The organism is Sphingobium sp. HWE2-09, assembly GCF_035989265.1.
In the GTDB taxonomy this organism is placed as follows: Bacteria; Pseudomonadota; Alphaproteobacteria; order Sphingomonadales; family Sphingomonadaceae; genus Sphingobium.
Map to the genome: position 1 here is coordinate 2,567,762 of NZ_JAYKZX010000003.1, position 25,106 is coordinate 2,592,867.

Consider the following 25,106-nt stretch of genomic DNA (forward strand, 5'->3'; position numbering starts at 1 on the left):
AAACACGTTTGTCATCCATTGTCATCTATATCGATGTCGAAACGGATGTATTTCTCAATTATTCAAATTACATGTCCGTTGTTCACATTATGCTTTTCGATATCATCCGATGTCGACAAATATCCCAACGGATCTTGCGGCATATCCACCGGCGTCAGGTCGACGCTGTCCGGGCCGCTATCTACCGTGGAACGCGGATCGGCCGTCGCAGGGAGCGGCTGGCGATCGAGATAGGCGGACAGGACATTTTCCAGCACGCCCTGCCCTTCGAACATCTGATAGGCCAATTCGCCCAGCACATCGTCGGACACAGCCGCATCCGCATGATCCGCGTCCGCTGCCGCATCGGGCAGACCCGTCGCTTCGGCAGGGACAGCCCTGTCAGTCGCAGGATCATGCGTGTCCGTTGCCACCGGCTCGGACCGCGCACCGACCAAATGATGCGTGTCCTCGCTGGCAGCCGCCACCGCTTCGTCGCCCTGCATATTCGCCTCCTCGATCGCCATCAGCGACGAGGTTGTACCAGTGCCGACATTGATCGTCACGCTCAGCGTGGCGGTGGCGGATACGCCGTTGGGCTGAACGATCTGGTAGGTGAAACTGTCCACCAGATTGACCGTCGAATGCGGCATGGTGCTGCTGGGCGTGTAGGTGTAATGGCCGGTTTCGTTGACCGTTAGCGTGCCATATACGCCGTTGATCGTGATCGGCGTCTCGCCCACCTCGACAAAACCGCTGCCGGTGCCGACCTTTACGACCGCAAAGGCGGTACCGGGCGCATCGTTGGCAAGCAGTTCGCCCTGCGTGCCGGTCACCCCCGACACGCGGAACTGGTCGAGATAGGTAATGCTCTCGCCGATATAGACGGTCGATCCATAGCCGGTGCCCAGCACGTTGGTGCTCGACACTGTATAGGTGTAGGTGCCTGCGGGCAGATCTTCGAACGTATGGGTGATGCCCGATCCCAGCGGCAAGCCTGCGACCGATGTCGCCGTATAGCTGCCGACTGTGGCGCCCGCCGCATTCTTCACCGTTATGGTGTAAGTCGGCAGCAGCGTCAGCGTACCGCCCCGGATCACCGTGATGGTGATGTCCGCTTCGCTGTTCGCCGCCACGGTGAAGCTGTCGGAACCGGACCGGGTGACCGGCACGGCGACCGTGCCGGGCGTGGTGAAGGTGAAGTCCTGCGCGGTCGGCACGGTCTGCACGACATTCTGATAGCGGACCGACGCGTTCGCCACATCGGCATTGGCGATCGGTGCTGCCGTGATGTCGTCGCTGCCGATGGAGATCGACAGGGACGCCGTCTCCGTCTCGCCATCGCTCCGGTCGATCAGCGTATATTGGAACACGTCCGTCTTGCCGATCGACGCGGCGGTCGGCGACGGGGTGTAGGTGTAGCTGCCGTCCAGATTGATGACCAACCGGCCGAACGCCCCGTTCACCACCGTGCCGTTCGCGTTGACCGCCGTGGTCACGCCATTGACGGTGACGCTCTGGATCACGGTCTGCGGACTGACGATATCGACATGCACGTCGGGGCTGGGGTCGGTAATGACATTGCCCTGGATCTGCTGCGGCACGATCCCGCCAATGTCGGTAAAGTCGGAGTCCGTCCCCGCTACATTGAGCGACCCCAGCAGGCCGACGCCCAGCGCCCCGTCGAACGTGACGAAGGCGCGATATTGGCCCGGCCCCAGCGTCTCCGTGCTCACCAGATCGCCATTCAGCAGGGTGATTTGCAGCAGGGAGGCGCCATTGCCGCCGCCCACTGCGACCCATTGCGATCCGTTCCAGCGCTGTACCGCCACCGAATAGCCGCTGGCGACCCCGATGCTGAGCGTCGCATCATAGGTGAAGACGCCGTTGAAGCTGTGTCCGTCCGCCACCGTGAACTGCACGCTGGGGATGGCGAGCACCTGCGCCTGAAGGTTAAGCGCGCCCAGCGACACAAGCGCGAGATAGGCCGCATTGCCATGATTGACCGCGCTCGACACCGGCAACAGGTCGACGAGGGCGATCGTGCTGTTATCGAACGCCGCGATATCGAACGGTGCGCCGACGGCGGCCGGATTGGACTGGTTGCCTGCCGCATCGGTCTGGGTAACGGTCAGATTCTGGCCGCCGACCTGCGGGCTGGACAGGATGACCGAGAATCGGCCATCCGATCCGACCTGTCCGGTGCCGATCACCGTGCCCGACCCATTGCGCACCTGGACCGTCGCCCCAGCCTCCCCAACGCCGGTCAGCGTCAGGCCGGCGCCATCGACCGCCAGATTGGCGGGTGCCGATGGTGCGGTGATGTCCGGCGCAATGACATTGGTCTGGGTCGATATGTTGCCCGCCGCATCGGTCTGGACAATGCCGACCGTTTCGCCATTGGCCTGCGCCTGGGTCAAGCTCACCGAATAGGTGCCGTCGGCCGCGACCACCGCGCTGCCGATCGCCACGCCAGCCGCGTTCGTCACCGTCACCGTGGCGCCCGCTTCGCCCATACCCGTCACCACCGTGCCAGTCGGCGACACGGCCCCCGTCGGGGCGACGGGCGGCGTGTGGTCGGGCGCGGTCACCGCGATATTGGGTGAGCCATTGCCTGCCCCATCCGCCTGCGTGACGGTCAGTTGCTCGCCATTGAGCAGCGGCGGGACCAGCGCGACCACATAGGTGCCGTTGGCGGCCACGAGCGCCGTGCCAAGCACGGTGCCGCCAGCGTTTCTGACGGTTACTGTCGCGCCTGCTTCGCCTTGCCCGTTCACCGCGCCGCCATTGGCGGCAATCGCGGCGGTCGGCGCGAGGGGCGCCGTCGTGTCTGGTGCGGTCAGCGGCACCTGCGGCGAGACATTGCCTGCGGCGTCCGCCTGGACCAGCGTCAGTTTCTCGCCATTGGTCTGCGGCGTCGTCAGCGTCGCGCTATAGGCGCCATTGGCCGCCACGATCGCGATGCCCAGCGTCACGCCCGCCGCATTGGTGATGCGGATGGTCGCGCCGGGTTCGCCGGTGCCGGAGACGATCGTGCCGCCGGTGGTGACGCTGCCAGTCGGCGCGGCGGGTGCCGTGCTATCGGGGGCCAGGGTGGTCACGAGCGGCGAGACATTGCCTGCCGCATCCGCCTGCGTGATGCCCAGCGTTTCGCCATTCACCTGCGGCGGCGTCAGAGTCGCGCTATAGCTGCCGTTGGCGGCCACCGTCGCCGTCCCGATGACGGCACCGAGCGGGTCGGTGATAGTGATCGTCGCACCCGCTTCGCCCGTGCCGTTTATCGTCGTGCCGTCAGTCGTCACTGCGCCGATCGGAGCCGTGGGCGCGGTGATATCGGGCGCGATCGTCGGGACGTTAGGCGAGATATTACCAGCCGTATCGGCCTGGGTGATGCCCAGCGTCTCGCCATTCACCTGCGGCGGTGTCAGGGTTGCGCTATAGTCGCCATTGGCCGCCACCGTCGCCGTGCCGATGACGGCGCCCAGTGGATTGGTGATGGTGATCGTCGCGCCCGCTTCGCCCGTCCCGTTCACCGTCGTGCCGTCGGCCGTCACTGTACCGGTCGGAGCCGTGGGCGCGGTGATATCGGGCGCGATCGTCGGGACATTGGCCGAAACATTGCCCGACACGTCCGCCTGGGTGATGCCCAGCGTTTCGCCATTCACCTGCGGCGGCGTCAGCGTAGCGCTGTAGCTGCCATTGGCGGCCACCGTCGTGGTGCCGATAATAGCGCCGAGCGGATCGGTGATGGTGATCGTAGCCCCCGCTTCCCCACTGCCCGTCACCGTCGCGCCATCGGACGTTACCGTGCCGGTGGGCGCTGCGGGGGCCGTTATGTCGGGAGCCGTGATCGGAACGATCGGCGACACATTGCCTGCGGTATCGCTCTGGATCAGCGTGAGTGGTTCCCCATTCACCTGCGGCGGAGTGAGGGTAACGCTATAGTCGCCATTGGCTGCGACGGTCGTCGTGCCCAGCACCGTACCGGCGGCGTTGGCGACGCTGATCGTCGCGCCTGCCTCGCCCGTCCCGGATATGGCCGCACCGTCGGGCGCGATCGTACCGGTCGGCGCATCGGGCGCGGTGATGTCCGGGGCCAGGATATCGACCTCACCCGACGCATTGCCTGCCGCATCGGTCTGCACGATGCCCAGCGTTTCGCCGTTCACCTGCGGCGTGGACAGCGTCACGATATAGCTGCCATTCACGCCGACCGTCGCCGTGCCCAATATGGTCCCGGTCGCATCGGTGACGCTGATCGTTGCGCCAGCTTCACCCGTGCCCGTCACCGCCGTGCCATCGGGGGTCACGGTTCCGGTAGGCGCATCGGGGGCTGTGATATCGGGCGCAGTGATCGGCACCTGGGGCGAGGCATTGCCAGCGCCATCGGTCTGGACCAGCGTCAGCGCCTGGCCGTTCGCCTGCGCTGGGTCGAGGGTGACGCTATAGTTGCCGTCGGGGGCGACCGTCGTCGTGCCCAGCACGATTCCGGCCGCATTGGTGACGGTGATCGTGGCCCCGGCCTCACCCGTGCCCGTGATGTCCGTGCCATCCAGCGCGATCGTGCCGGTCGGCGCGTCGGGCGCGGTGATGTCCGGCGCGGTCACGTCGATATCCGCCGAGGCATTGCCGGCCGCGTCGGTCTGAACGATGGTCAAGATCTCGCCATTCACCTGCGGCGGCGACAGCGTGACGATATAGGCGCCGTTGATGCCGACCGTCGCCGTGCCCAGCACGGTTCCAGTGGCGTCGGTGATGCTGATCGTCGCGCCAGCCTCACCCGTGCCCGTCACTGCCGTGCCGTCAGGGATCACCGTCCCGGTCGGCGCATCGGGCGCCGTGATGTCGGGCGCGGTGATCGGCACCTGGGGCGAGGCGTTGCCAGCGCCATCAGTCTGGACCAGCGTCAGCGCCTGACCATTGGCCTGCACCGGGTCGAGGGTGACGCTATAGCTGCCACCGTCGGCCACGATCGCCGATCCCAGCACCGTGCCATCCGCACCGGTGACGGTGATGGTCGCACCAGCTTCGCCCGTGCCCGTCACCGCCGTGCCATCTGGCGTTACCGTTCCGGCGGGCGCATCGGGCGCCTGCAGATCCGGCGTCACCACATTGGTGGGATCGGATTCATTGCCTGCCGCATCGCTTTGCGTGACGCTCAGCTGCGTGCCGTCCGTCTGGGGCGGCGTCAGCGTTACGACATAACGGCCCTGGGCATCGACGATCGCCGTGCCGATCAGCCCGCCGCCAGCATCGCGCACCGTCACGGTCGCACCCTTTTCGCCCGATCCGGTCACGACGGTGCCGGTGGCGTCGATCTGCGCCGTGGGTGCCGCGGGTTCAGTGATGTCGGGTGCCGTCAGGATCACCGGTACGGAACTGTTGCCGTCCGTATCGGTCTGCACGACGACCAGCTTTTCGCCATTGGCCTGCGCCGGGTCCAGCGTGATGCTGTAGCCATTGTCGCCGCCCACGGTGGCCGACCCAAGCGGTACGCCGCCCGGACCGGTCACGGTGACCGTCGCACCGACTTCGCCAGTGCCCGATACCGTGGTGCCATCGGCGGAAATGACCGCTGTGACCGGTTCGGGCGCTTCGGGTCCGCTCAGATTCGGGGCGTCGACAAGGAGTTCGGGCGATTCATTGCCTGCGGTATCGCTCTGCACGACGACAAGCGACTCGCCATGGGTCTGCGGCGGCGCAAGGCCCGTGCTCCAGTTGCCGTCCGCATCAACCGTTGCGATGCCGATCACCACGCCGGTCGGATCGGTAATGGTGATGGTCGCGCCATTTTCACCCGTACCGCTCATCGAAGCGCCATCCCCGGCGATGATTGCGGTTGGCGGTTCCGGCGCGGTCAGGTCGGGCGCAGTCACATTGGCAGGGTCGGACACATTATTGGCGGCATCCGCCTGGGTCACGACCAGCGGCTCGCTGTCCACCTGCGGCGGCGACAACAGGACAGTATAATTGCCCTGCGCATTGACGGTGGCGCTGCCCAGCAGCGTGCCGTCGGTCGTCCGCACCTCCACCGTCGATCCGGCCACGCCGGTGCCTGACACGATCCGGCCGGTATCGTCGATCGCCGCGGTCGGGGCGGGCGGCGCCGTGGTATCATTGGCCGTGACGGTTATGCCGGACGACGCATTGCCTGCGGTATCGCTCTGGGTGACGCCCAGCACTTCGCCATCGACCCGGGCGGGGTTCAGCAGGAAGATATAATCGCCATCCTCATTCACGATCGTCGTGCCGACGATGGTGCCGGACACATCCCTGACGGTGATGGTCGCGCCGATCTCACCGGTGCCGCTGATCGAAGACCCATCGGTCGCGATCGTCGCAGTCGGTGCATCGGGCGGCGTCAGGTCCGGGGCGGTGATCGCCGTGGGGCTGGACGCATTGCCTGCCGGATCGAGCTGCCTGACCGCCAATGGTTCGCCATCCACCTGCGGCGTCGTGAGCGTCACGGTATAATTGCCCTGCGCATCGACCACGCCGCTGCCGAGCAGCGTGCCGTCGGCCGCGCGCACCTCTATCGTCGATCCGATGACGCCCGTGCCGGATACGACCGATCCGGTGACGACCGATCCCGTTCCGTCGATCGTGGCGGTCGGCGCAGGCGGCGGGGTGAAGTCCGGCGCCGTCAGCGGGATGGAGGGCGATATGTTGCCCGCGACATCGCCTTGCGTGACGCCCAGCACTTCGCCATCGACCAGCGCAGGGTCGAACACGACCACATAGTCACCATTCTCGTCCACGATCGCCGTACCGATGGCGGTCCCGTTCACATCCCTTACCGTGATGGTCGCGCCAATTTCACCGCGGCCGGTGATCGAAGACCCATCGGTCGCGATCGTCGCGGTGGGCGCATCGGGCGCCGTGATGTCCGGTGCGGTGATTGCCGTCGGATCGGACGCATTGCCTGCCGGATCGAGCTGCCTGACCGCCAGCGGTTCGCCATCCACTTGGGGCGTCGTGAGCGTCACGGTATAATTGCCCTGCGCATCGACCACGCCGCTGCCGAGCAGCGTGCCGTCGGCGGCGCGCACTTCGATCGTCGATCCGATGACGCCCGTGCCGGACACGACCGATCCGGTCACCACCGTGCCGGTCCCGTCGATCGTCGCGGTCGGCGCAGGCGGCGGGGTGAAGTCCGGCGCGGTTAGCGGGTTGGAGGGCGATATATTGCCCGCCGCATCGCTTTGCGTAACGCCCAGCACTTCCCCGTCGATCAGCGCGGGGTCGAATGCGACCACATAATCGCCATTGTCGTCCACGGTCGCGGTGCCGATGGCGATCCCGTTCGCATCCCTGACAACGACAGTGGCACCGGCCTCACCGCGACCGATGATCGCCGAACCATCGGTCGCGATCATCGCCGTGGGCGCACCGGGCGCTGTGATGTCCGGGGCGAAGATCGCCGTCGGATCGGATATATTGCCCGTGGCATCCGCCTGGGTCACGTTCAGTGGCTCGCCATCCAGCTGCGGCGGGGTCAAGCTGACCGTGTAATTGCCCTGCGCATTCACCACGCCACTGCCAAGCAGCGCGCCATCGGCGGCGCGCACTTCCACCGTCGATCCGGCCACACCAGTCCCGGTTACGACCGTTCCCGTCCCCTCGATCGTCGCGGTCGGCGCAGGCGGCGGGGTGGTATCGGGGGCCGTCAACGGGATGGAGGGCGATATGTTGCCGGCGGCATCGCTTTGCGTGACGCTCAGCACCTCCCCATCGACCAGCGGGGGATCGAACGCGACCACATAATCGCCATTGTCGTCCACAGTCGCCGTGCCGATGGCGGTCCCGCTCGCATTCCGGACAATGATCGTCGCGCCGATCTCACCACGGCCGGTGATCGCCGAACCATCGGTCGCGATCGTTGCGGTGGGCGCGTCGGGCGCCGTGATGTCCGGCGCCGTCACGTCGATCGGATCGGATATATTGCCTGCGCCGTCGATCTGGGTCACCGACAAGCTTTCGCCATTGGTCTGCGGCGGCACCAGCGTGACGCTATAGCTGCCGTCGAGGCGCACGACATCGCTGCCGATCAGCGCCCCTTGCGCATCGCGCACGTCGATGACGGCACCCGCCTCGCCTGTGCCGGTTATGGTCGTGCCGTCCGGCGCCACATTTGCCACGGGCGCAGTTGGCGCATCCAGGTCGGGCGCGGTGATGATGGTCGGGGTGGATTCGTTCCCGGCCGCATCGGTCTGCGTCACCGTCAGCGCCTGCCCATTGCTCTGCGCTTCGTCCAGCGTGGCGACATAACTGCCGTCGTCCAGCACGACTGCGGTGCCGATGAGTACGCCGGTGGCGTTATAGATGCGGATATTGGCGCCCGGCTCGCCCATGCCGGTGATGGACAGGCCATCATTGCCGATGATCGCGGTGGGCGCCTGGGGCGCGGTTCCATCCGGCGCGGTCAGGAAGACGGGGTCGGACACGTTGCCCGCCGCGTCCGTCTGGCTGACGGTCAACCGCTCGCCATTATTTTGCGGCGTGTCCAGCGCCACGCTGTAGATGCCGTCGGTCCCGACCTGGCTCGTGCCCAGCGCCCTACCGGCAGCATCGTAAACGGTAATGGTCGCGCCAGGCTCCCCCGTGCCGGTGACGCTGGTTGAACTCTCCAAAGTAGCGTCGGGCGCGGCAGGCGCCGTCAGGTCGGGCGCGAACGCGGCCGTGGGCGGCGACACATTGCCCGCGGCATCGATCTGCGTGACGGTGACCGCCTCGCCATTGGTGAGCGGCGTATCGAGATCGATGGCGTAATTTCCATCCGCATCCGCCACTCCGCTGCCGAGCAAATCGCCGGCCGCATTACGGATCTGCACCGTCGCATTGGCTTCGGCCGTGCCCGAGCAGACCGTCCCCGTTGCGTTCAAGCTGGCGGTAGGCGGTGCTGGTTCGTCGGTGTCTGCATCTGCATCAGCATCCGCATCCGCATCAGCATCCGCATCAGCGTCAGCATCAGCGTCGGCATCCGCATCTGCATCAGCGTCAGCGTCAGCATCAGCATCTGCGTCAGCGTCAGCATCAGCATCTGCATCTGCATCTGCGTCTGCATCGGCATCGGCATCAGCATCAGCGTCTGCATCGGCATCCACATCTGCGTCAGCGTCAGCGTCAGCATCTGCATCAGCATCAGCATCAGCATCAGCATCTGCATCAGCATCTGCATCAGCATCAGCATCTGCATCTGCATCTGCATCTGCATCTGCATCAGCATCAGCATCAGCATCAGCATCAGCATCAGCATCAGCATCCACATCTGCGTCAGCATCTGCATCAGCATCTGCATCCGCATCCGCATCTGCGTCAGCGTCAGCATCCGCATCTGCATCTGCATCTGCATCGGCATCTGCATCAGCATCTGCATCGGCGTCGGCATCAGCGTCAGCGTCAGCATCGGCATCGGCGTCCGCGTCAGCGTCAGCATCGGCATCCGCATCTGCATCAGCATCTGCATCTGCATCTGCATCGGCGTCAGCATCTGCATCGGCGTCAGCATCTGCATCGGCATCAGCGTCAGCATCTGCATCGGCATCAGCGTCAGCATCTGCATCAGCGTCAGCGTCAGCATCTGCATCTGCATCAGCGTCAGCGTCAGCGTCAGCGTCAGCGTCGGCATCTGCATCTGCATCTGCATCTGCATCTGCATCTGCATCAGCATCAGCATCAGCATCGGCATCGGCATCAGCATCAGCATCAGCATCTGCATCTGCATCCGCATCTGCATCAGCATCGGCATCGGCATCAGCGTCAGCATCTGCATCTGCATCTGCATCAGCGTCAGCGTCAGCGTCAGCGTCAGCATCAGCATCAGCATCAGCATCAGCATCAGCATCAGCATCAGCATCAGCATCAGCATCAGCATCTGCATCAGCATCAGCATCAGCATCTGCATCAGCATCTGCATCAGCATCTGCATCAGCATCTGCATCAGCATCAGCATCTGCATCAGCATCTGCATCAGCATCTGCATCAGCATCTGCATCCGCATCTGCATCCGCATCCGCATCAGCGTCAGCGTCGGCATCTGCGTCAGCGTCAGCATCCGCATCTGCGTCTGCATCTGCATCAGCATCGGCGTCGGCATCAGCGTCAGCGTCAGCGTCAGCATCGGCGTCGGCATCGGCGTCCGCGTCAGCGTCAGCGTCAGCATCGGCGTCCGCGTCAGCGTCAGCATCGGCATCCGCATCTGCATCTGCATCGGCGTCAGCATCTGCATCGGCGTCAGCATCTGCATCGGCGTCAGCATCTGCATCGGCATCAGCGTCAGCATCTGCATCGGCATCAGCGTCAGCATCTGCATCAGCATCCGCATCAGCATCAGCATCGGCATCAGCATCTGCATCTGCATCTGCATCGGCATCCGCATCGGCATCAGCATCTGCATCAGCATCTGCATCAGCATCTGCATCAGCATCAGCATCGGCATCGGCATCGGCATCAGCGTCAGCATCTGCATCTGCATCTGCATCAGCGTCAGCATCGGCGTCCGCGTCAGCGTCAGCGTCAGCATCGGCGTCGGCATCTGCATCTGCATCTGCATCTGCATCAGCATCTGCATCTGCATCTGCGTCAGCATCAGCATCAGCATCAGCATCAGCATCAGCATCTGCATCTGCATCAGCATCAGCATCAGCATCAGCATCAGCATCAGCATCAGCATCAGCATCAGCATCAGCATCAGCATCAGCATCTACATCAGCATCTGCATCTGCATCGGCATCCGCATCCGCATCAGCGTCGGCGTCGGCGTCGGCGTCGGCGTCGGCGTCAGCATCTGCATCTGCATCGGCATCAGCATCGGCATCGGCATCTGCATCTGCATCAGCATCAGCATCGGCATCGGCATCGGCATCAGCGTCAGCGTCAGCATCAGCATCTGCATCTGCATCTGCATCTGCATCTGCATCTGCATCTGCATCTGCATCAGCGTCAGCGTCAGCATCGGCGTCCGCGTCAGCGTCAGCGTCAGCGTCAGCATCTGCATCTGCATCTGCATCTGCATCTGCATCTGCATCTGCATCTGCATCTGCATCAGCGTCAGCGTCAGCGTCAGCATCGGCGTCCGCGTCAGCGTCAGCGTCAGCGTCAGCATCAGCATCAGCATCAGCATCAGCATCAGCATCAGCATCAGCGTCTGCATCCGCATCGGCATCTGCATCTGCATCTGCGTCTGCATCTGCATCTGCATCTGCATCTGCATCTGCATCTGCATCAGCATCGGCATCGGCATCGGCATCGGCATCAGCGTCAGCGTCAGCGTCGGCATCCGCATCAGCGTCAGCATCGGCATCGGCATCGGCATCGGCATCGGCATCGGCATCGGCGTCAGCATCCGCATCGGCATCAGCGTCAGCATCGGCATCGGCATCAGCGTCAGCGTCAGCGTCAGCGTCGGCATCCGCATCAGCGTCAGCGTCAGCGTCAGCGTCAGCGTCAGCGTCAGCGTCAGCGTCAGCGTCAGCATCTGCGTCGGCATCTGCATCTGCATCTGCATCTGCATCTGCATCAGCGTCAGCATCCGCGTCCGCATCAGCATCTGCATCCGCGTCAGCATCGGCATCGGCATCGGCGTCAGTATCGGCATCGGCATCAGCGTCAGCGTCAGCATCTGCATCGGCATCGGCGTCAGCATCCGCATCGGCATCGGCATCAGCGTCAGCGTCGGCATCCGCATCAGCGTCAGCATCGGCATCGGCATCGGCATCGGCATCGGCATCGGCATCGGCATCAGCGTCAGCGTCGGCATCCGCATCAGCATCGGCATCGGCATCAGCGTCAGCGTCAGCGTCAGCGTCAGCGTCAGCGTCAGCGTCAGCGTCAGCGTCAGCATCTGCATCTGCATCTGCATCTGCATCTGCATCTGCATCTGCATCAGCATCTGCGTCGGCGTCGGCGTCAGCATCGGCGTCGGCATCGGCATCGGCATCGGCATCAGCGTCGGCATCGGCGTCCGCATCGGCGTCTGCATCTGCGTCTGCGTCTGCGTCTGCGTCTGCGTCGGCATCGGCATCAGCGTCAGCATCCGCATCCGCATCGGCATCAGCGTCAGCGTCGGCATCGGCGTCAGCGTCGGCGTCGGCGTCAGCATCAGCATCAGCATCAGCATCGGCATCCGCATCAGCATCCGCATCAGCATCAGCATCAGCATCAGCATCAGCATCCGCATCCGCATCCGCATCAGCATCAGCATCAGCATCAGCATCCGCATCAGCATCAGCATCAGCATCAGCATCAGCATCAGCATCAGCATCTGCATCTGCATCCGCATCCGCATCTGCGTCAGCATCAGCATCAGCATCTGCATCTGCATCTGCATCGGCATCGGCATCGGCGTCAGCATCCGCATCCGCATCCGCATCGGCATCAGCATCTGCATCTGCATCTGCATCTGCATCGGCATCGGCATCGGCGTCAGCATCCGCATCCGCATCGGCATCAGCATCTGCATCTGCATCCGCATCCGCATCGGCATCGGCATCGGCATCAGCATCTGCATCTGCATCTGCATCTGCATCTGCATCTGCATCTGCATCAGCATCAGCATCAGCATCAGCATCAGCATCTGCATCTGCATCTGCATCTGCATCTGCATCTGCATCAGCATCAGCATCTGCATCTGCATCAGCATCGGCATCGGCATCGGCATCAGCGTCAGCGTCGGCATCCGCATCAGCGTCAGCATCGGCATCGGCATCGGCATCGGCATCGGCATCGGCGTCAGCATCCGCATCGGCATCAGCGTCAGCATCGGCATCGGCATCAGCGTCAGCGTCAGCGTCGGCATCCGCATCAGCGTCAGCGTCAGCGTCAGCGTCAGCGTCAGCATCTGCATCTGCATCTGCATCTGCATCAGCATCAGCATCTGCATCTGCATCTGCATCTGCATCGGCATCGGTATCGGCATCGGTATCGTCCGACCCGCTGCTTCCGCTCGCGGCGGCGGCTACGCCTGCGACACCGATGCCACCGATTATGGTCGGCAGGACAAGGGACGATCCCGCCGCCCCTCCACCCGCAGCGGCGCCGAGCAGGTCATCCAGTTCATTCAGCAGAGAGAAGCGGGGGAAGCGGCTTCCGGAATGGGCCAGCCATTGGGTGCCGTCTGCATCGCGCAAAACCAGGTTATTATCCCGGCCGTCGAAATGTTCATAGAAATTGCCCACCTGGATGGTCTGGCCATCATGCAGCCGAATGATCAGATCCTTGCCATTCTGCTCGAAAGAAGAAACGGCCTCCTGACTTAGTTGAAGGCGCACGACGCTGGGACTATCCAATGTGATGGCATCGACAGGCGTTTGCGTGATCGCACCGGTCGATTTGTCGATAATATCGGCAGCCATCGTCAATCCCTTCCCACGCTCTGCGCCGCCATCAACGGATGGTCGCCAAGCAATCTTCGCGCGTCTCCCGTCGCAAGCCGCAGGGACGCGCAGCATGATGGTCAAACGGCATCTATCTATGGGCGCTGCAAGGATTCCGATTTCGGATATAATTTATGTCCCGTGCCGTCCGATGTGGACGACGAGCCATAATCGGTTCGAACAATAGAGCCGCGCTGACGGCCGACGGTCAGGCTAAGGGGCCATGCGATATCTCCTTGCGAGCAAGTGGCGGCGACGTGAGCCGCCGCCGCCGGCTAGGCTTGCCGTCAGGCTGCGTGCGCCGCCTTTTCGGGGTTGAAGCCGTCGAAACTCTCGAAGACTTCCATGAAGCCGGGAACAGTGGCGTCCCGGGCCCAGTCACGCTGCAGTTCGCAATACATCTGCACGCGGCTGATCAGCTTGGCGCCCGCCTGTTCGACCCGACGGAGCGCGGCCTCGTGCGCAGCCACCGATGTGCCGCCGACCGCATCGACGGGCACATACACTTCATACCCTTCCTGGATCGCATCGAGCGCAGGGAAGGTCAGGCAGGCCTCCGTCCAGAGCGCCGTCATGATGAGCTTGCGCCGACCGAGCGCCTTGACCGCATCCTTGAAGCCGGTGTCCTCCCAGCTGTTGATCGAGGTGCGGTCGTAGGTCGGCAGGTGGCCAAGCACGTCCTGCAGCTCCTGGATCGGCGGCTTGTTGCGGCCGGTCTGCACGTTCACGGTCGAATGGATGATGGGGAGATTATAGTTCACCGCGCATTTAGCGGTGCTGACGATATTGAACACCAGTTCGTCCCGCGGCATCGAGCGGATCGAGGAAACCTGCACCGGCTGATAATCGATGATGATGAAGGCGGCGTTGCCGGGAGTAAGAAGGTGATCGGTCTGTGGGTTGCGGATGGTCTCACTAGCCATAACTGGTCCCTTTCCTGTTGATGTCGCGCATCGGGGGCGGGCTGACGGCCCATGCTCACGCGGAGGGCCGAGCGCCAACCGATCCGCAGGAAAAAGGGGCCGGACGCGCTCTGCATCCGGCCCCTTGATCATGGTGCAGCGGAAACGAAGCGCCCGCTGTTGAAGTCTTCGGCGGCTTGCCGGATTTCGGCTTCGCTGTTCATCACGAAGGGTCCGTATCCGACGATCGGCTCGTCAATCGGTTCGCCCGTCAGCACCAGCAGCTTGGCATCGCCATCGGCTCGAATGGAGATTTCGCCACCCTCGCGTCCAAGCAGTACCATTTCCGCTTCACCCGCCGCCTGATGGTCTGCGATGGTGACGTGTCCGGTGAGAACGACGATCATGGCCGTGTGGTCCGCAGGCAGATCGAAGGTCACGTTCGCCCCGGTATGCATGCTAATGTCCCAGACATTGATCGGCGTGAAGGTGCGTGCCGCCCCTTTCACTCCTCGATAATCACCGGCGATTATCCGTGCCGTGCCAGCGCGGTTCGGAAGCCTCACGACCGGTATGTCTGCCTTGGGGATACCTTGATACCCGGCCGGTGCCATCTTGTCCCTGGCAGGCAAGTTCACCCAGAGCTGAACCATACGGAAAGGGCCACCGGTCCGGGCAAAGCCAGGCGAGTGATACTCCTCGTGGATAATGCCGCCTGCGGCCGTCATCCACTGAACATCGCCTGGCCCGATCACGCCACCATTGCCGGTGGAGTCGCGATGCTCCACCTCTCCCTCGTAAACGATCGTGACCGTCTCGAAGCCGCGATGCGGGTGCTTGCCTACGCCTCGCCGATCGCGTGTCGGCTCGAACAGATGCGGTCCAGCATAGTCGATTAGCAGGAACGGGCTGACGTATGCGCCCAGGTCGTTATACGAAAATAGCGAGCGAACCGGAAATCCGTCACCCACCCAATGTTGCCGACCTTTCCCATATCGGCCGATGACCCTGACCATGTACCTTCTCCGATTCCGCTGGCCCGGTGCGAGACTATGCGTGTAAGTCGTACATTAGGCTGGGACGACGAAACGGAAAGATTGTCGAAAGCGACGCAGTGTCCTACCAAAAGGACGATGCAAGATCTCAACGATTTATATTATTTCGCCTCGGTCGTTGATCATGGCGGTTTCTCCGCGGCAGGACGCGCGCTTGGCGTCCAGAAGTCGCTGCTGAGCCGCCGTGTCCTGGCCCTTGAAGAGCGCCTGGGCATCCGGCTCCTCAACCGGTCCTCCCGGCGGTTCTCCGTAACGGAGGTCGGGCGCGAATTTTACGATCGATGTGTCGCGATGCTGGTGGAGGCGGAAGCTGCCGAGCAGGTCGCAGCGCAGGTCCAGGGCGAACCGCGCGGGGTAGTGCGGATGAGCTGCCCAACCGCGTTGCTATCCTTCCAGTTCGGCGAACTGATCGCGCGCTTCATGATGATCAATCCGCATGTCCAAATTTTACTGGAAAGCACCAATCGCCGGGTGGACGTGATCTCCGAAGGACTGGATTTGGCAGTGCGGGTGCGCTTTCCCCCGCTGGACTCCACCGGTCTGGTCATGCGGCGCCTTGATGAGAGCATTCAATGCCTGGTTGCTGCGCCGAAACTGGTACGTGGCCATCTCCAATCACCGGCGGACCTCCACGGTTTCCCAAGTCTTGATCAGGTGCGTCAAACCCGAGAGCATAGCTGGGGGCTTCGCCACGCCGACGGCAAGGTGGCGACGGTTCCCCATACGCCCCGTCTTGTGACTGACGATATGTCGGTGCTCCGCGACGCCGCGATGGTCGGCGCGGGCGTGGTCCAGTTGCCTGCGATCTTCGTTTCCGATGACGTCAAGAAGGGACGGCTTGTCGATCTGCTCCCGGATTGGCGGCCGGAATCCGGGATCGTCCATGCCGTTTTCCCGTCACGCCGCGGACTTCTACCGTCCGTCCGTGCGCTGGTGGACTTCTTGGCGCGCGAATGCGCCATACAGCGCGCGCGCTCGGAGAAGATCGTGCCGCCCGGTTTGCATCAGCGGGGCTGGAACGATGGGTCTACGGCTGGCGAGGATGGCGCGTCCAAAAAGAAGGGGCCGTATGACGAACTGCCTCAGTGGCTGGGCCAAGTGCGATGATCGCAGCGCGGAGAACGCCAAATGGACATTGAAGCCTTGCGGACGTTTGTGGAGGTTGCCGATGCGGGCGGGGTAACCGCTGCGGCTTCGCGCCTCGGCGTCTCCAAATCGATTGTTAGTCGCCGACTTGGCAGGATGGAGGCGGAATTGGGTGTTCAACTGCTCGCGCGGTCCACGCGGGGGCAGCTCTCACCGAAGCGGGCATCGCCTTTCGTGATCACGCCGCCAAAATCTGCGCGGAATATGATGTCGCCATGGAAACGATCATGCCGACGGGCGACCTGCGCGGAAGTTTTAGAATTGCGGCCCCACTGACATTCGGTCCAACACATTTCGCATCCGTCATTGCGGATATGGCCCGTCTTAACCCGCTCTTGCAGGTTCGATCCGCCTACTCCGACCGCTTCGTCGATCTCATCGCGGAAGGCTTCGACTGCGCGATCCGGATCGGCCATTTGACAGACTCGAATCTGGTCGCGCGCAAGGTCGGCTATACGCCCGCGATCTACGTAGCGACGCCTGAATATATTGCGCGCAGAGGCGCACCCGAAACGCCGGAGGAGTTTGGCGACCACGACGTCGTGATGCACGGGACCGAATCCTGGTTCGCCATGGATGGAGATAGGGTGATCAACCTGAAACCTCACGGCCGGTTCAAAGCCGACAATGCCGTTGCCCTGGTTGCCGCGGCTCTTGCCGGGGTCGGCGTTGCCGGCATCCCCAAAGAACTTATCATTGAGCATCTGGACTCCGGCGCGCTGATTCCGGTGATGAAACGCTTTCCGCCCCCTACGCTTGGCATCTACGTCGTACGCCCACCTGGACAGCATACCGAGCGCAAGGTCCGGATGCTGACCGAGATGATGATCGCATGCTGCCAGAACCTGTGCAAAGCGATTATGCTGCGGGACGCGCACCGCGTGGGCGCGCAGGATCTCGCAACGCTGAACTTGCGTTCCTGAAGCCGCAACACAGCACGACATGAAGTGAAGCTACCGCCACCTTGGAGCGAATGGCACGATCGAGGACAAGCGCGATTCGGTCGAACAAGCACAGGCTAGGAGGCGGCATGGGTGTCGAAAATCGGCGGGTTACCTTCAGGAACGATGGTCGCGAGGTGGTCGGCCGCCTTCGCCTGCCGGATCGCTTCTTGGAAAAGGAGCGCCATCCCGCCGTGGTCATCGTCGGCCCTGGCAGTAGCGTAAAGGAACAAGCGGGCGCCAACTATGCCGAAAAGCTGGTCGAGAAGGGATATGTGACACTGGTCTTCGACCCCTCTTTTCAGGGGGAAAGCGGGGGATTGCCGCGTGATACCGAGAACCCGTCGGTCCGCGTCGAAGACATCCGTTGCGCGGTCGATTATCTGGTAACACTGCCCTTCATTGCTGAAGAGGCGATCGGTCTTCTCGGCATTTGCGCGGGCGGTGGCTATGCAATAAACGCGGCCCTCATTGAACGCCGCTTCAAGGCCGTCGGCACTGTTGTTGCGAACGATCTTGGATCGGCGTGGCGACGTATGCAGCCCAAGGCCACCGCCGTCGAGGAACTGCTGGCGGCCGTTGCGCAGCAGCGCACCGCGCAGGCACGGGGCGCAGCCGAAAAGCGGGAAGAATGGCTTCCCAGCCCCGCGGAAGCGAAGAAGGCGGGGATCGAGGATCCCACTTTCCTCAACGCCATCGACTATTATGCCACCTCGCGTGGCCACCACGATCGCCGCACCAATAAACGGTTGTTCGTCAGCGACGCCCTCCTGATCGGATATGACGGCTTTCATCTCGTCGAGGAACTGCTCGTCCAACCCCTTCAGGTAATCGTTGGCGGGAAACTCGGCACGACCTTTTCACACGAAGCTGGACGGGGACTGTGGGAGCGAGCGCGCAATCGCCGCGACTTCGTCGTGATCGACGGCGCCGACCATTACGACCTGTATGACGTGCCGGAATATGTCGATCAAGCGGTCGGCCACCTCGTCTCGCTTTACGACGATCACTTGAAATCAAACGTCCGCGCGAAAAGCTGAGGATCAGCCACGGCCGTCCGACGGCCAGGAGGGAACAGTTTATGGGCTTTACCGAACGACCGGCATCGGCCGGAAAGGATCACCTATGAACCGTCTTACGCGCCGCGACACGCTTGCTTGTGTGGCGGCAACCGCCCTGCTGGCGCCGTCAGCGATGGCCCACACCAATCGAAATCGCCAGAGCGACGCGATGTCCGATCTGATTCTCGTCAATGCCAAGATCATAACGCTGGATCGCGAAAATCCACAGGCGCAAGCGGTGGCGATACGAGACGGACGTTTCCTGGCGGTCGGCAGCGAACAGGACGTGCGTGCCGCCGCACCGGGCGCGAGCGTGATCGACGCCAAAGGCCGCCGGATCATCCCGGGGCTTATCGACAGCCACACCCATATGATCCGGGGCGGCCTGAGCTACAATATGGAGTTGCGCTGGGACGGGGTGCCCAGCCTCGCGGACGCCATGACCATGCTGAAGCGCCAGATCGACCGCACACCTGCGCCGCAATGGGTACGGGTGGTGGGCGGCTTCACCGAGCATCAGTTCACCGAAAAGCGCTTACCCACGATCGCCGAACTGAACGCGGTAGCGCCCGACACGCCGGTCTTCATCCTGCACCTCTACGACCGGGCGCTCCTCAACGCGGCCGCGCTGCGCGTCGTCGGCTACACCAAGGAGACGCCGAACCCGCCGGGCGGCGAGATCGTGCGCGACGCCGCGGGCAATCCCTCCGGGCTCCTGCTCGCCCAACCGAACGCGACGATCCTCTATTCGACGCTCGCAAAGGGACCGAAGCTTCCGTTCGACTATCAGATCAACTCCACGCAGCATTTCATGCGCGAAGTAAACAGCCTCGGCATTACCAGCGTCATCGATGCGGGCGGCGGATCGCAGACCTACCCCGACGACTATGAGGTGATCGAAACCCTGCACGATCAGGGGCTGATGACCGTGCGGATCAACTACAATCTGTTCACGCAGAAGCCGAAGGAGGAACTCGCCGACTTTGAGGGCTGGGTAAAGCAACTGACGCCGGGGCAAGGCGACGACAAATATCGGGTCAACGGCGCCGGGGAGATGCTGGTCTATTCGGCGGCCGACTTCGAGGATCTGCGCGTCCCGCGTCCCGACATGCCGCCCTCGATGGAAGGCGATCTCGAGCCGGTGATCCGCTTGCTGGCAGAGAACCGTTGGCCATGGCGTCTCCACGCAACCTACGACCAAACGATCGGCCGCGCGTTGAACGTCTACGAGAAGGTCGCAAAGGACGTGCCCTTCACGGGCATAAACTGGTTCTTCGACCATGCCGAGACGATCAGCGACCGCAACATCGACCGCATTGCAGCGCTTGGCGGCGGAATAGCGATCCAACATCGCATGGCGTATCAAGGCGAATATTTCGTCGAGCGTCATGGCACGCGCGTGGCGGAACGGACGCCGCCGATCGCCAGGATGCTGGCAGCCGGAATCCCCGTCGGCGCGGGCACCGACGCGACCCGCGTCGCCAGCCACAATCCCTGGGTATCGCTCCACTGGCTCGTGACCGGCCGCACCGTCGGCGGGCTGAGCCTCTATCCCGGCACCAATCGGGTCAGTCGCGAAAAGGCGCTCGCGATGTGGACGTACGAGAACACATGGTTCTCCAGCGAAGTTGGTAAGAAGGGGCAGATCAAGGCTGGGCAGCTTGCCGACCTCGCGGTGCTGTCTGGCGACTATCTCTCCGTGCCCGAAAGCGACATCCCGCACCTACGCTCCGTGTTGACGGTGCTCGGCGGCAAAATAGTGTTCGGCGAAGGCGACTATGAGCGCCTCGCTCCCGCGATCCCGCGACCCATGCCAGACTGGTCGCCGGTCGCCACCGTCGGCGGCTACCACCGCAGCCCCGAGGCGTCGGCTATGCTCGCAAGCGCATGCGGTTGTGCACATGGCTGCGCTGTGCACGGCCACGATCACGCCGCTGCGCTCAGCGCCAACATCCCCGCCAGAGACGTGCAGAGTTTCTGGGGTGCGCTCGGTTGCGGCTGCTGGGCGGTTTGAGCGTCGACGATAGGAGTGGATATGCGAGTGGACCGCACTCCCCGCTTCGTCGATGCAATCCTCGGTTGGCGCTGGACAGGTCTGGCGGCCCGCCTCCTGCTGGTCAGCGCCTATCTGCTGGGTGGTGTGATCAAGGCGAGTAACTGGTCGGCGGCGGTTGCCGAACAGGCGCACTTCGGAATGAATCCACCGGCCCTTTGGGCCGCATTGACGATTGCCGTCGAGATCGTCGGGCCGCTGTTGATCTTGAGTGGTCGGCGCGTGTGGCTTGGGGCGGGGATGCTCGGCATATTCACCGTGCTGGCGGCGATCACGGCCAATGCTTTTTGGTTGCTTCCGCCGGGATCGGAGCGCTTCATGGCGACCAACGCCTTCTTCGAGCATCTCGGGCTAGTCGGTGGCCTCATCCTCGCGGCGATGCTGGCGCAAGCCGAGCGGGACCGTGCGTAGGCGGCCGATGTGTCTCGTTCTGGCGCTCTGGGCCGGTACCGCTAACGCACAGAGCAGCTCGGGTGAAGCGGGCGCCGCTGCGCCTACCGCGACCGACGCGTGGCAATCGCCGACGCTGACGATCACCCGGTACGACGAGCATTACGACCGGCTCGCCGACCCCGCTGCGCGCGACGATCACTGGACCGAGCCGCTCAAGTACATACCTTTGGGCAACCGCGGCGCATATCTGACGACGGGCATCGAACTGCGCGCGCGTAACGAGAACTACCACGCTAATCTTTGGGGCGATGCGGACGCTCCGAACGATAGCTATCTCTGGTTGCGCGCCATGCCTTACGCCGATTTGCATGTCGGCACCGGCAAGGTCGCCGCGCGCGCCTTCGTCCAGCCGATCCTAGCCTATGCGGTCGGCGTCGCGCCCTCGGCCGGGCCGGTCGACCAGACACGCGCGGACCTGCTGCAGGGCTTCGTGGACGTGCGCATAGGTGCCGAAACCAACGCGTCGGACGGCATGGGGCTGACGCTGCGTGCCGGGCGGCAGATGTTATCGCTCGGCACTGAGCGACTGGTTGGCACGCGCTACGGCCCTAACGTCCCGCTGGCCTTCGACGGGTTCCGAGGCTTCATATCCGTGAAGGGTGCGACTGTCAGCATATTGGCGGTACGGCCAGTAATGCCGGGTTTGGGCACGTTCGACGACACGCGGTCGCGCGCCAAGTCGCTCTGGGGTGCTTATGCGACCATCCCGATCATCGCACCAGGCGTCGGCCTTGATCTCTATTATCTCGGCTACCGCAACACCACGGCACGCTTCGGCGGCGTGACGGGTCGCGAGCTGCGCCACAGCATCGGTGCGCGCTCGTTCGGCGCGGTCGGCGACTGGCATTGGAACGTCGAGGGTGTGGCGCAGTTCGGCCGCTACGCCAGCGGCACCATCGCCGCTTGGACGCTCGGCACCGAAGTGGGCCGGACATTTCCGAGGGCGCCTCTTACCCTGGATACGGTGCTGCGCGTCAATGTGATAAGCGGCGATCGCCGTGTCGGCGACGGCAGATTGGGCACGTTCAACGCACTGTTTCCGAAGGGTAAGTATTTCGGCGAACTGTCGCCCGTCGGCCCCACTAATATCATCAACGTCAACCCGCGGGTCGCGGTCACGCTGTCACCGACCGTCACGGCCGGCCTCGGCGGCAACGCCTACTGGCGCTACTCACGCGGCGACGGTGCGTACGACATTCCAGGCAACCTGATCCGCGCACCCGGCACCGCATCTGCCCGCTTCATCGGCAAGGAGGTGGAGGGGACGCTGGGGTGGCAGGTGACGCCGGAACTCGAAATTTCCTCCTCTCTGTCCGCCTTTTACGCGGGCGGTTTCATTCGTCAGACCGGCAGCGCACGAACGATCGTCATGCTGGGCCTCGAAGCCAATTTCCGTTTTTGAAGGGCCCTCGATGGTTGACAAGATTGCCTTCGACCCGCGCGTGCCCCTGCTCCTGATGCTGTCGCTGACAACGGGTCTCGTCGACGCGGCGAGCGTCTTGGGCCTCGGCAAGGTGTTCACCGCCAACATGACGGGCAACGTCGTATTTTTGGGATTCGCGCTTGCGGGCACGCCCGGCTTCGTCGTGGCACCAGGCCTCGTGGCGCTCATGACATTCATGATTGGTGCGCTGGTGGCGGGTCGCATCGGGAAATCGATGGGGGGGCGTCCGCTGCGCCGCTGGCTACTGACGGCGGCATTCTTTGAAGCCGCTCTGCTATGGGGGGCCGCGGCGATTGCGCTCCGCTTCGAGGTCGCGGACCAGGCTCCGCATTGGGCGCTGTATGCGATCATCGCCGCAACCGCGATCGCGATGGGATTTCGAAACGCCACTATCCGCCAGCTCAAGGTGCCCGACCTGACGACGACAGTGCTTACGCTCACCATCACCGGCATCGCGGCCGACTCCACCTTGGCAGGTGGCGGCAATCCGAACTGGGGGCGCCGGATCGGCAGCGTTGCGGCGATCCTCGGCGGTGCGGTGCTGGGGGCGCTTCTGGTTGTTCGAACCGGATCGCTGGTCATTCCGCTCCTAATGGCGGGCGCTCTCGTGCTGGTCGGCACGGCATTATGTGCGGTTCACCCGAGCGCGATGGAGCCAGCCAAATCTTGATGGCGTTCACCGATGGCGCCGTCGCGATCATCGCGTTAACCGGACCGGAATCAAGAGTTGCCAACGGTAATTGACGCGGAATAGTTGTTCCCTGCCCGCCCCAAATTCCTTCCGCCACGTTCCACTTCACGCAACACAGCTTGGCACATCCCGCCGCTAAGAAACGCCGACCGCAACTGCTAAGTCTGCGCATCATGAAGTCATGTGCTTTTTCCATCCCGCGACGACAGGCGGAAGATTTGCGCCAAATTGATAGAGAAGGACGAAAATATGATTGATCTTAAAGGAAAGCGCGCACTGGTCACCGGTGCATCGCGCGGTATCGGCGCGGCGATCGCTCTGGTACTTGCGGAAAACGGGGCAGACGTCGCCTTCACTTATCAAAGCGCGGCCGAAAAAGCGCAGACTGTTGTGAAGACTATCGAGGCGGCGGGACGCCGCGCGGTCGCCATCCAGGCCGACAGCGTCGATCCGGAGGCTATCGCCCGTTCCGTGGGAGAGGCTGTATCCGCGCTGGGCGGCATTGATATTCTGGTGAACAGCGCCGCGATCGGCCACTCCGGCATGATCGCCGACATCGATATTGGCGAATATCAGCGCGTGATGGACGTCAACGTTCGGGCACCCGTGCTATTCGCGAAGGCGGTGATCCCGCACCTCGGCGAAGGCGGTCGCATCATCACGATCGGCTCGGCACTTGGCGAGCGCGTTCCGTTCCCTGGCATCACGATCTATGCGATGTCGAAGGCAGCACTGACCTCCTTCACCCGTGGCCTCTCCCGCGAGCTTGGGCCGAAGGGCATCACGGTCAATCTCATCCAGCCGGGGGCGACGAATACGGACTCGAACCCAGCGGATGGCGAGGCGGCCGACTTCCAGCGCAGCCTGACGTCGCTGGGCCGGTACGCCGAACCGCGTGAGATCGGTAACGCTGTCGCTTATCTGGCCAGCCCCGCGGCAGGTATCATCACCGGCACGACGCTGACCGTCGATGGTGGGGCTATTGCCTAAATCGTAAAGGCAGTGGCGCGCTTGTCGGCTGTGGTGCCGGGGTGCGCCGCGCCGGAGCGGGTTCGTCCGGGAGCGGTATAAACTCGGCATGGTCAGCATCGGGCAACTTCATCCGCCCAGCCTTCCAGTCTGCCGCCGCCTGAGCGAGCCGCTCCTGCGAGGACGAAACGAAGTTCCAATAAATGTAGCGCTGGCCGACCGGCTCGCCGCCAAGCAGCATGATCGTGGATCGCTCGGTTGCGGTCACGCGCGATGCAGAGCCGTCCACAACCAGCATCTGTCCCGCTTCGAATCGTCGCCCGTCGACCTCCAGGGCGCCCGAGGCGATATAGACCGCGCGCTCGCTGTAACCGCCCGGTACTTCGGCGCTCGCGCCCTGTGCCAAGTCCAGATGCACGTAGAAAAGTGGCGAATGGGTTTGCGCCCCTGCGGTAAGTCCATAGGCGCTGCCCGCGATCAGATGGCCCGTGACCCCGCCTTCGGTCCACTGCGGAAGGTCGCTCCCGGAATGATGAGAAAAGGACGGTTCGGTTTCCTCGACTCCGTCGGGGAGGGCCACCCACGCCTGGATGCCATGGATGCTGTCCCCTTGCGCGCGTGCACGCTCCAGCCGTTCGCTATGGGTTATGCCCCGCCCTGCCGTCATCCAGTTGACCTCCTGGGGACGGATCGCCTGCTCACAGGCCAGGCTGTCGCGGTGCATGATCTCGCCAGCGAACAGATAGGTGACCGTGGAAAGCCCAATATGCGGATGCGGTCGAACATCAGCGCTGCGGTCAACGCCACGGGGGACGTCGACCGGCCCGATATGGTCGAAGAAAATGAAGGGGCCCACCATCCGGCGCTTGGCGAAGGGCAAGACCCGGCCTACCTCGAAACTGCCACCGAGGTTCCGTCGCCGTTGTTCGATCACCAACTCGATCATTGTCTCTCCTATTCAGCCAAGATATCGATGACATCTGCATAGTCGGGATGGCGCGTAATAGGCTGCCATGGAGCAGAAGCCGGCGCGGTATGA

At 63.4% G+C, this 25,106-nt stretch carries 15 protein-coding genes and 1 pseudogene; 9 read left to right on the forward strand and 7 right to left on the reverse strand.

Translation table 11 applies throughout. The annotated features are described in order from the left end of the window. Positions 1-62: 62 nt before the first annotated feature. The 6 genes and pseudogenes from U5A89_RS18015 to U5A89_RS18040 all read right to left on the reverse strand — a co-directional run bounded on the left by U5A89_RS18015 (position 63) and on the right by U5A89_RS18040 (position 15,270). Entirely contained in the window at positions 63-8,861 is an 8,799-nt protein-coding gene (locus tag U5A89_RS18015) for a BapA/Bap/LapF family large adhesin (protein WP_338162397.1), read from the reverse strand. Beyond that, positions 8,858-10,681, reverse strand: a complete 1,824-nt coding sequence (locus tag U5A89_RS18020; protein WP_338162398.1) for a hypothetical protein — start codon at positions 10,679-10,681, stop codon at positions 8,858-8,860. The genes U5A89_RS18015 and U5A89_RS18020 overlap by 4 nt, the downstream gene beginning before the upstream one ends. Next, entirely contained in the window at positions 10,682-12,895 is a 2,214-nt protein-coding gene (locus U5A89_RS18025) for a hypothetical protein (RefSeq protein WP_338162399.1), read from the reverse strand. A gap of 160 nt (positions 12,896-13,055) precedes the next feature. Further along, positions 13,056-13,427 (reverse strand): annotated as a pseudogene (locus U5A89_RS21395) (BapA/Bap/LapF family prefix-like domain-containing protein); the annotation flags it as partial. 212 nt (positions 13,428-13,639) lie between these two features. Continuing rightward, positions 13,640-14,275, reverse strand: coding sequence for a hydrolase (locus U5A89_RS18035; protein ID WP_338162401.1), 636 nt, complete (start codon positions 14,273-14,275; stop codon positions 13,640-13,642). Between the two features lie 128 nt (positions 14,276-14,403). After that, entirely contained in the window at positions 14,404-15,270 is an 867-nt protein-coding gene (locus U5A89_RS18040) for a pirin family protein (RefSeq protein WP_338162402.1), read from the reverse strand. Between the two features lie 81 nt (positions 15,271-15,351). Here U5A89_RS18040 and U5A89_RS18045 point away from each other — a divergent pair, with 81 nt between their 5' ends. The 9 genes from U5A89_RS18045 to U5A89_RS18080 all read left to right on the forward strand — a co-directional run bounded on the left by U5A89_RS18045 (position 15,352) and on the right by U5A89_RS18080 (position 24,088). Beyond that, positions 15,352-16,416 carry a LysR substrate-binding domain-containing protein gene (locus tag U5A89_RS18045; protein ID WP_338162403.1) on the forward strand — a complete coding sequence of 355 codons (1,065 nt, stop codon included), beginning with the start codon at positions 15,352-15,354 and terminating at the stop codon, positions 16,414-16,416. Between the two features lie 21 nt (positions 16,417-16,437). Next, entirely contained in the window at positions 16,438-16,731 is a 294-nt protein-coding gene (locus tag U5A89_RS21400) for a LysR family transcriptional regulator (RefSeq protein ID WP_445190666.1), read from the forward strand. Then, the gene (locus U5A89_RS18050; protein ID WP_338162404.1) at positions 16,671-17,378 is read left to right on the forward strand and encodes a substrate binding domain-containing protein; all 708 of its coding nucleotides are present in this window, start codon (positions 16,671-16,673) and stop codon (positions 17,376-17,378) included. The genes U5A89_RS21400 and U5A89_RS18050 overlap by 61 nt, the downstream gene beginning before the upstream one ends. A gap of 107 nt (positions 17,379-17,485) precedes the next feature. Continuing rightward, the gene (locus tag U5A89_RS18055; RefSeq protein WP_338162405.1) at positions 17,486-18,436 is read left to right on the forward strand and encodes an alpha/beta hydrolase; all 951 of its coding nucleotides are present in this window, start codon (positions 17,486-17,488) and stop codon (positions 18,434-18,436) included. Positions 18,437-18,626: 190 nt separating this feature from the next. After that, a complete protein-coding gene (locus U5A89_RS18060; protein ID WP_338163102.1) occupies positions 18,627-20,471 on the forward strand; it encodes an amidohydrolase in 1,845 nt (614 codons plus the stop codon). A 21-nt stretch (positions 20,472-20,492) separates the two neighbouring features. Next, positions 20,493-20,921: a DoxX family protein gene (locus tag U5A89_RS18065; protein WP_338162406.1), complete on the forward strand. Its 429-nt coding sequence runs from the start codon at positions 20,493-20,495 to the stop codon at positions 20,919-20,921. Between the two features lie 7 nt (positions 20,922-20,928). Continuing rightward, positions 20,929-22,365 (forward strand): alginate export family protein, encoded by a 1,437-nt coding sequence (locus U5A89_RS18070; protein WP_338162407.1) that lies wholly within the window; start codon positions 20,929-20,931, stop codon positions 22,363-22,365. Between the two features lie 10 nt (positions 22,366-22,375). After that, entirely contained in the window at positions 22,376-23,077 is a 702-nt protein-coding gene (locus tag U5A89_RS18075; RefSeq protein ID WP_338162408.1) for a YoaK family protein, read from the forward strand. A gap of 270 nt (positions 23,078-23,347) precedes the next feature. After that, positions 23,348-24,088 (forward strand): SDR family NAD(P)-dependent oxidoreductase, encoded by a 741-nt coding sequence (locus U5A89_RS18080; RefSeq protein WP_338162409.1) that lies wholly within the window; start codon positions 23,348-23,350, stop codon positions 24,086-24,088. Here U5A89_RS18080 and U5A89_RS18085 read toward each other — a convergent pair. After that, on the reverse strand, positions 24,078-25,013 hold the full coding sequence (locus U5A89_RS18085) for a pirin family protein (protein WP_338162410.1): 936 nt from the start codon (positions 25,011-25,013) through the stop codon (positions 24,078-24,080). The two genes, U5A89_RS18080 and U5A89_RS18085, sit on opposite strands and share 11 nt — an antisense overlap. Positions 25,014-25,106: the final 93 nt, after the last annotated feature.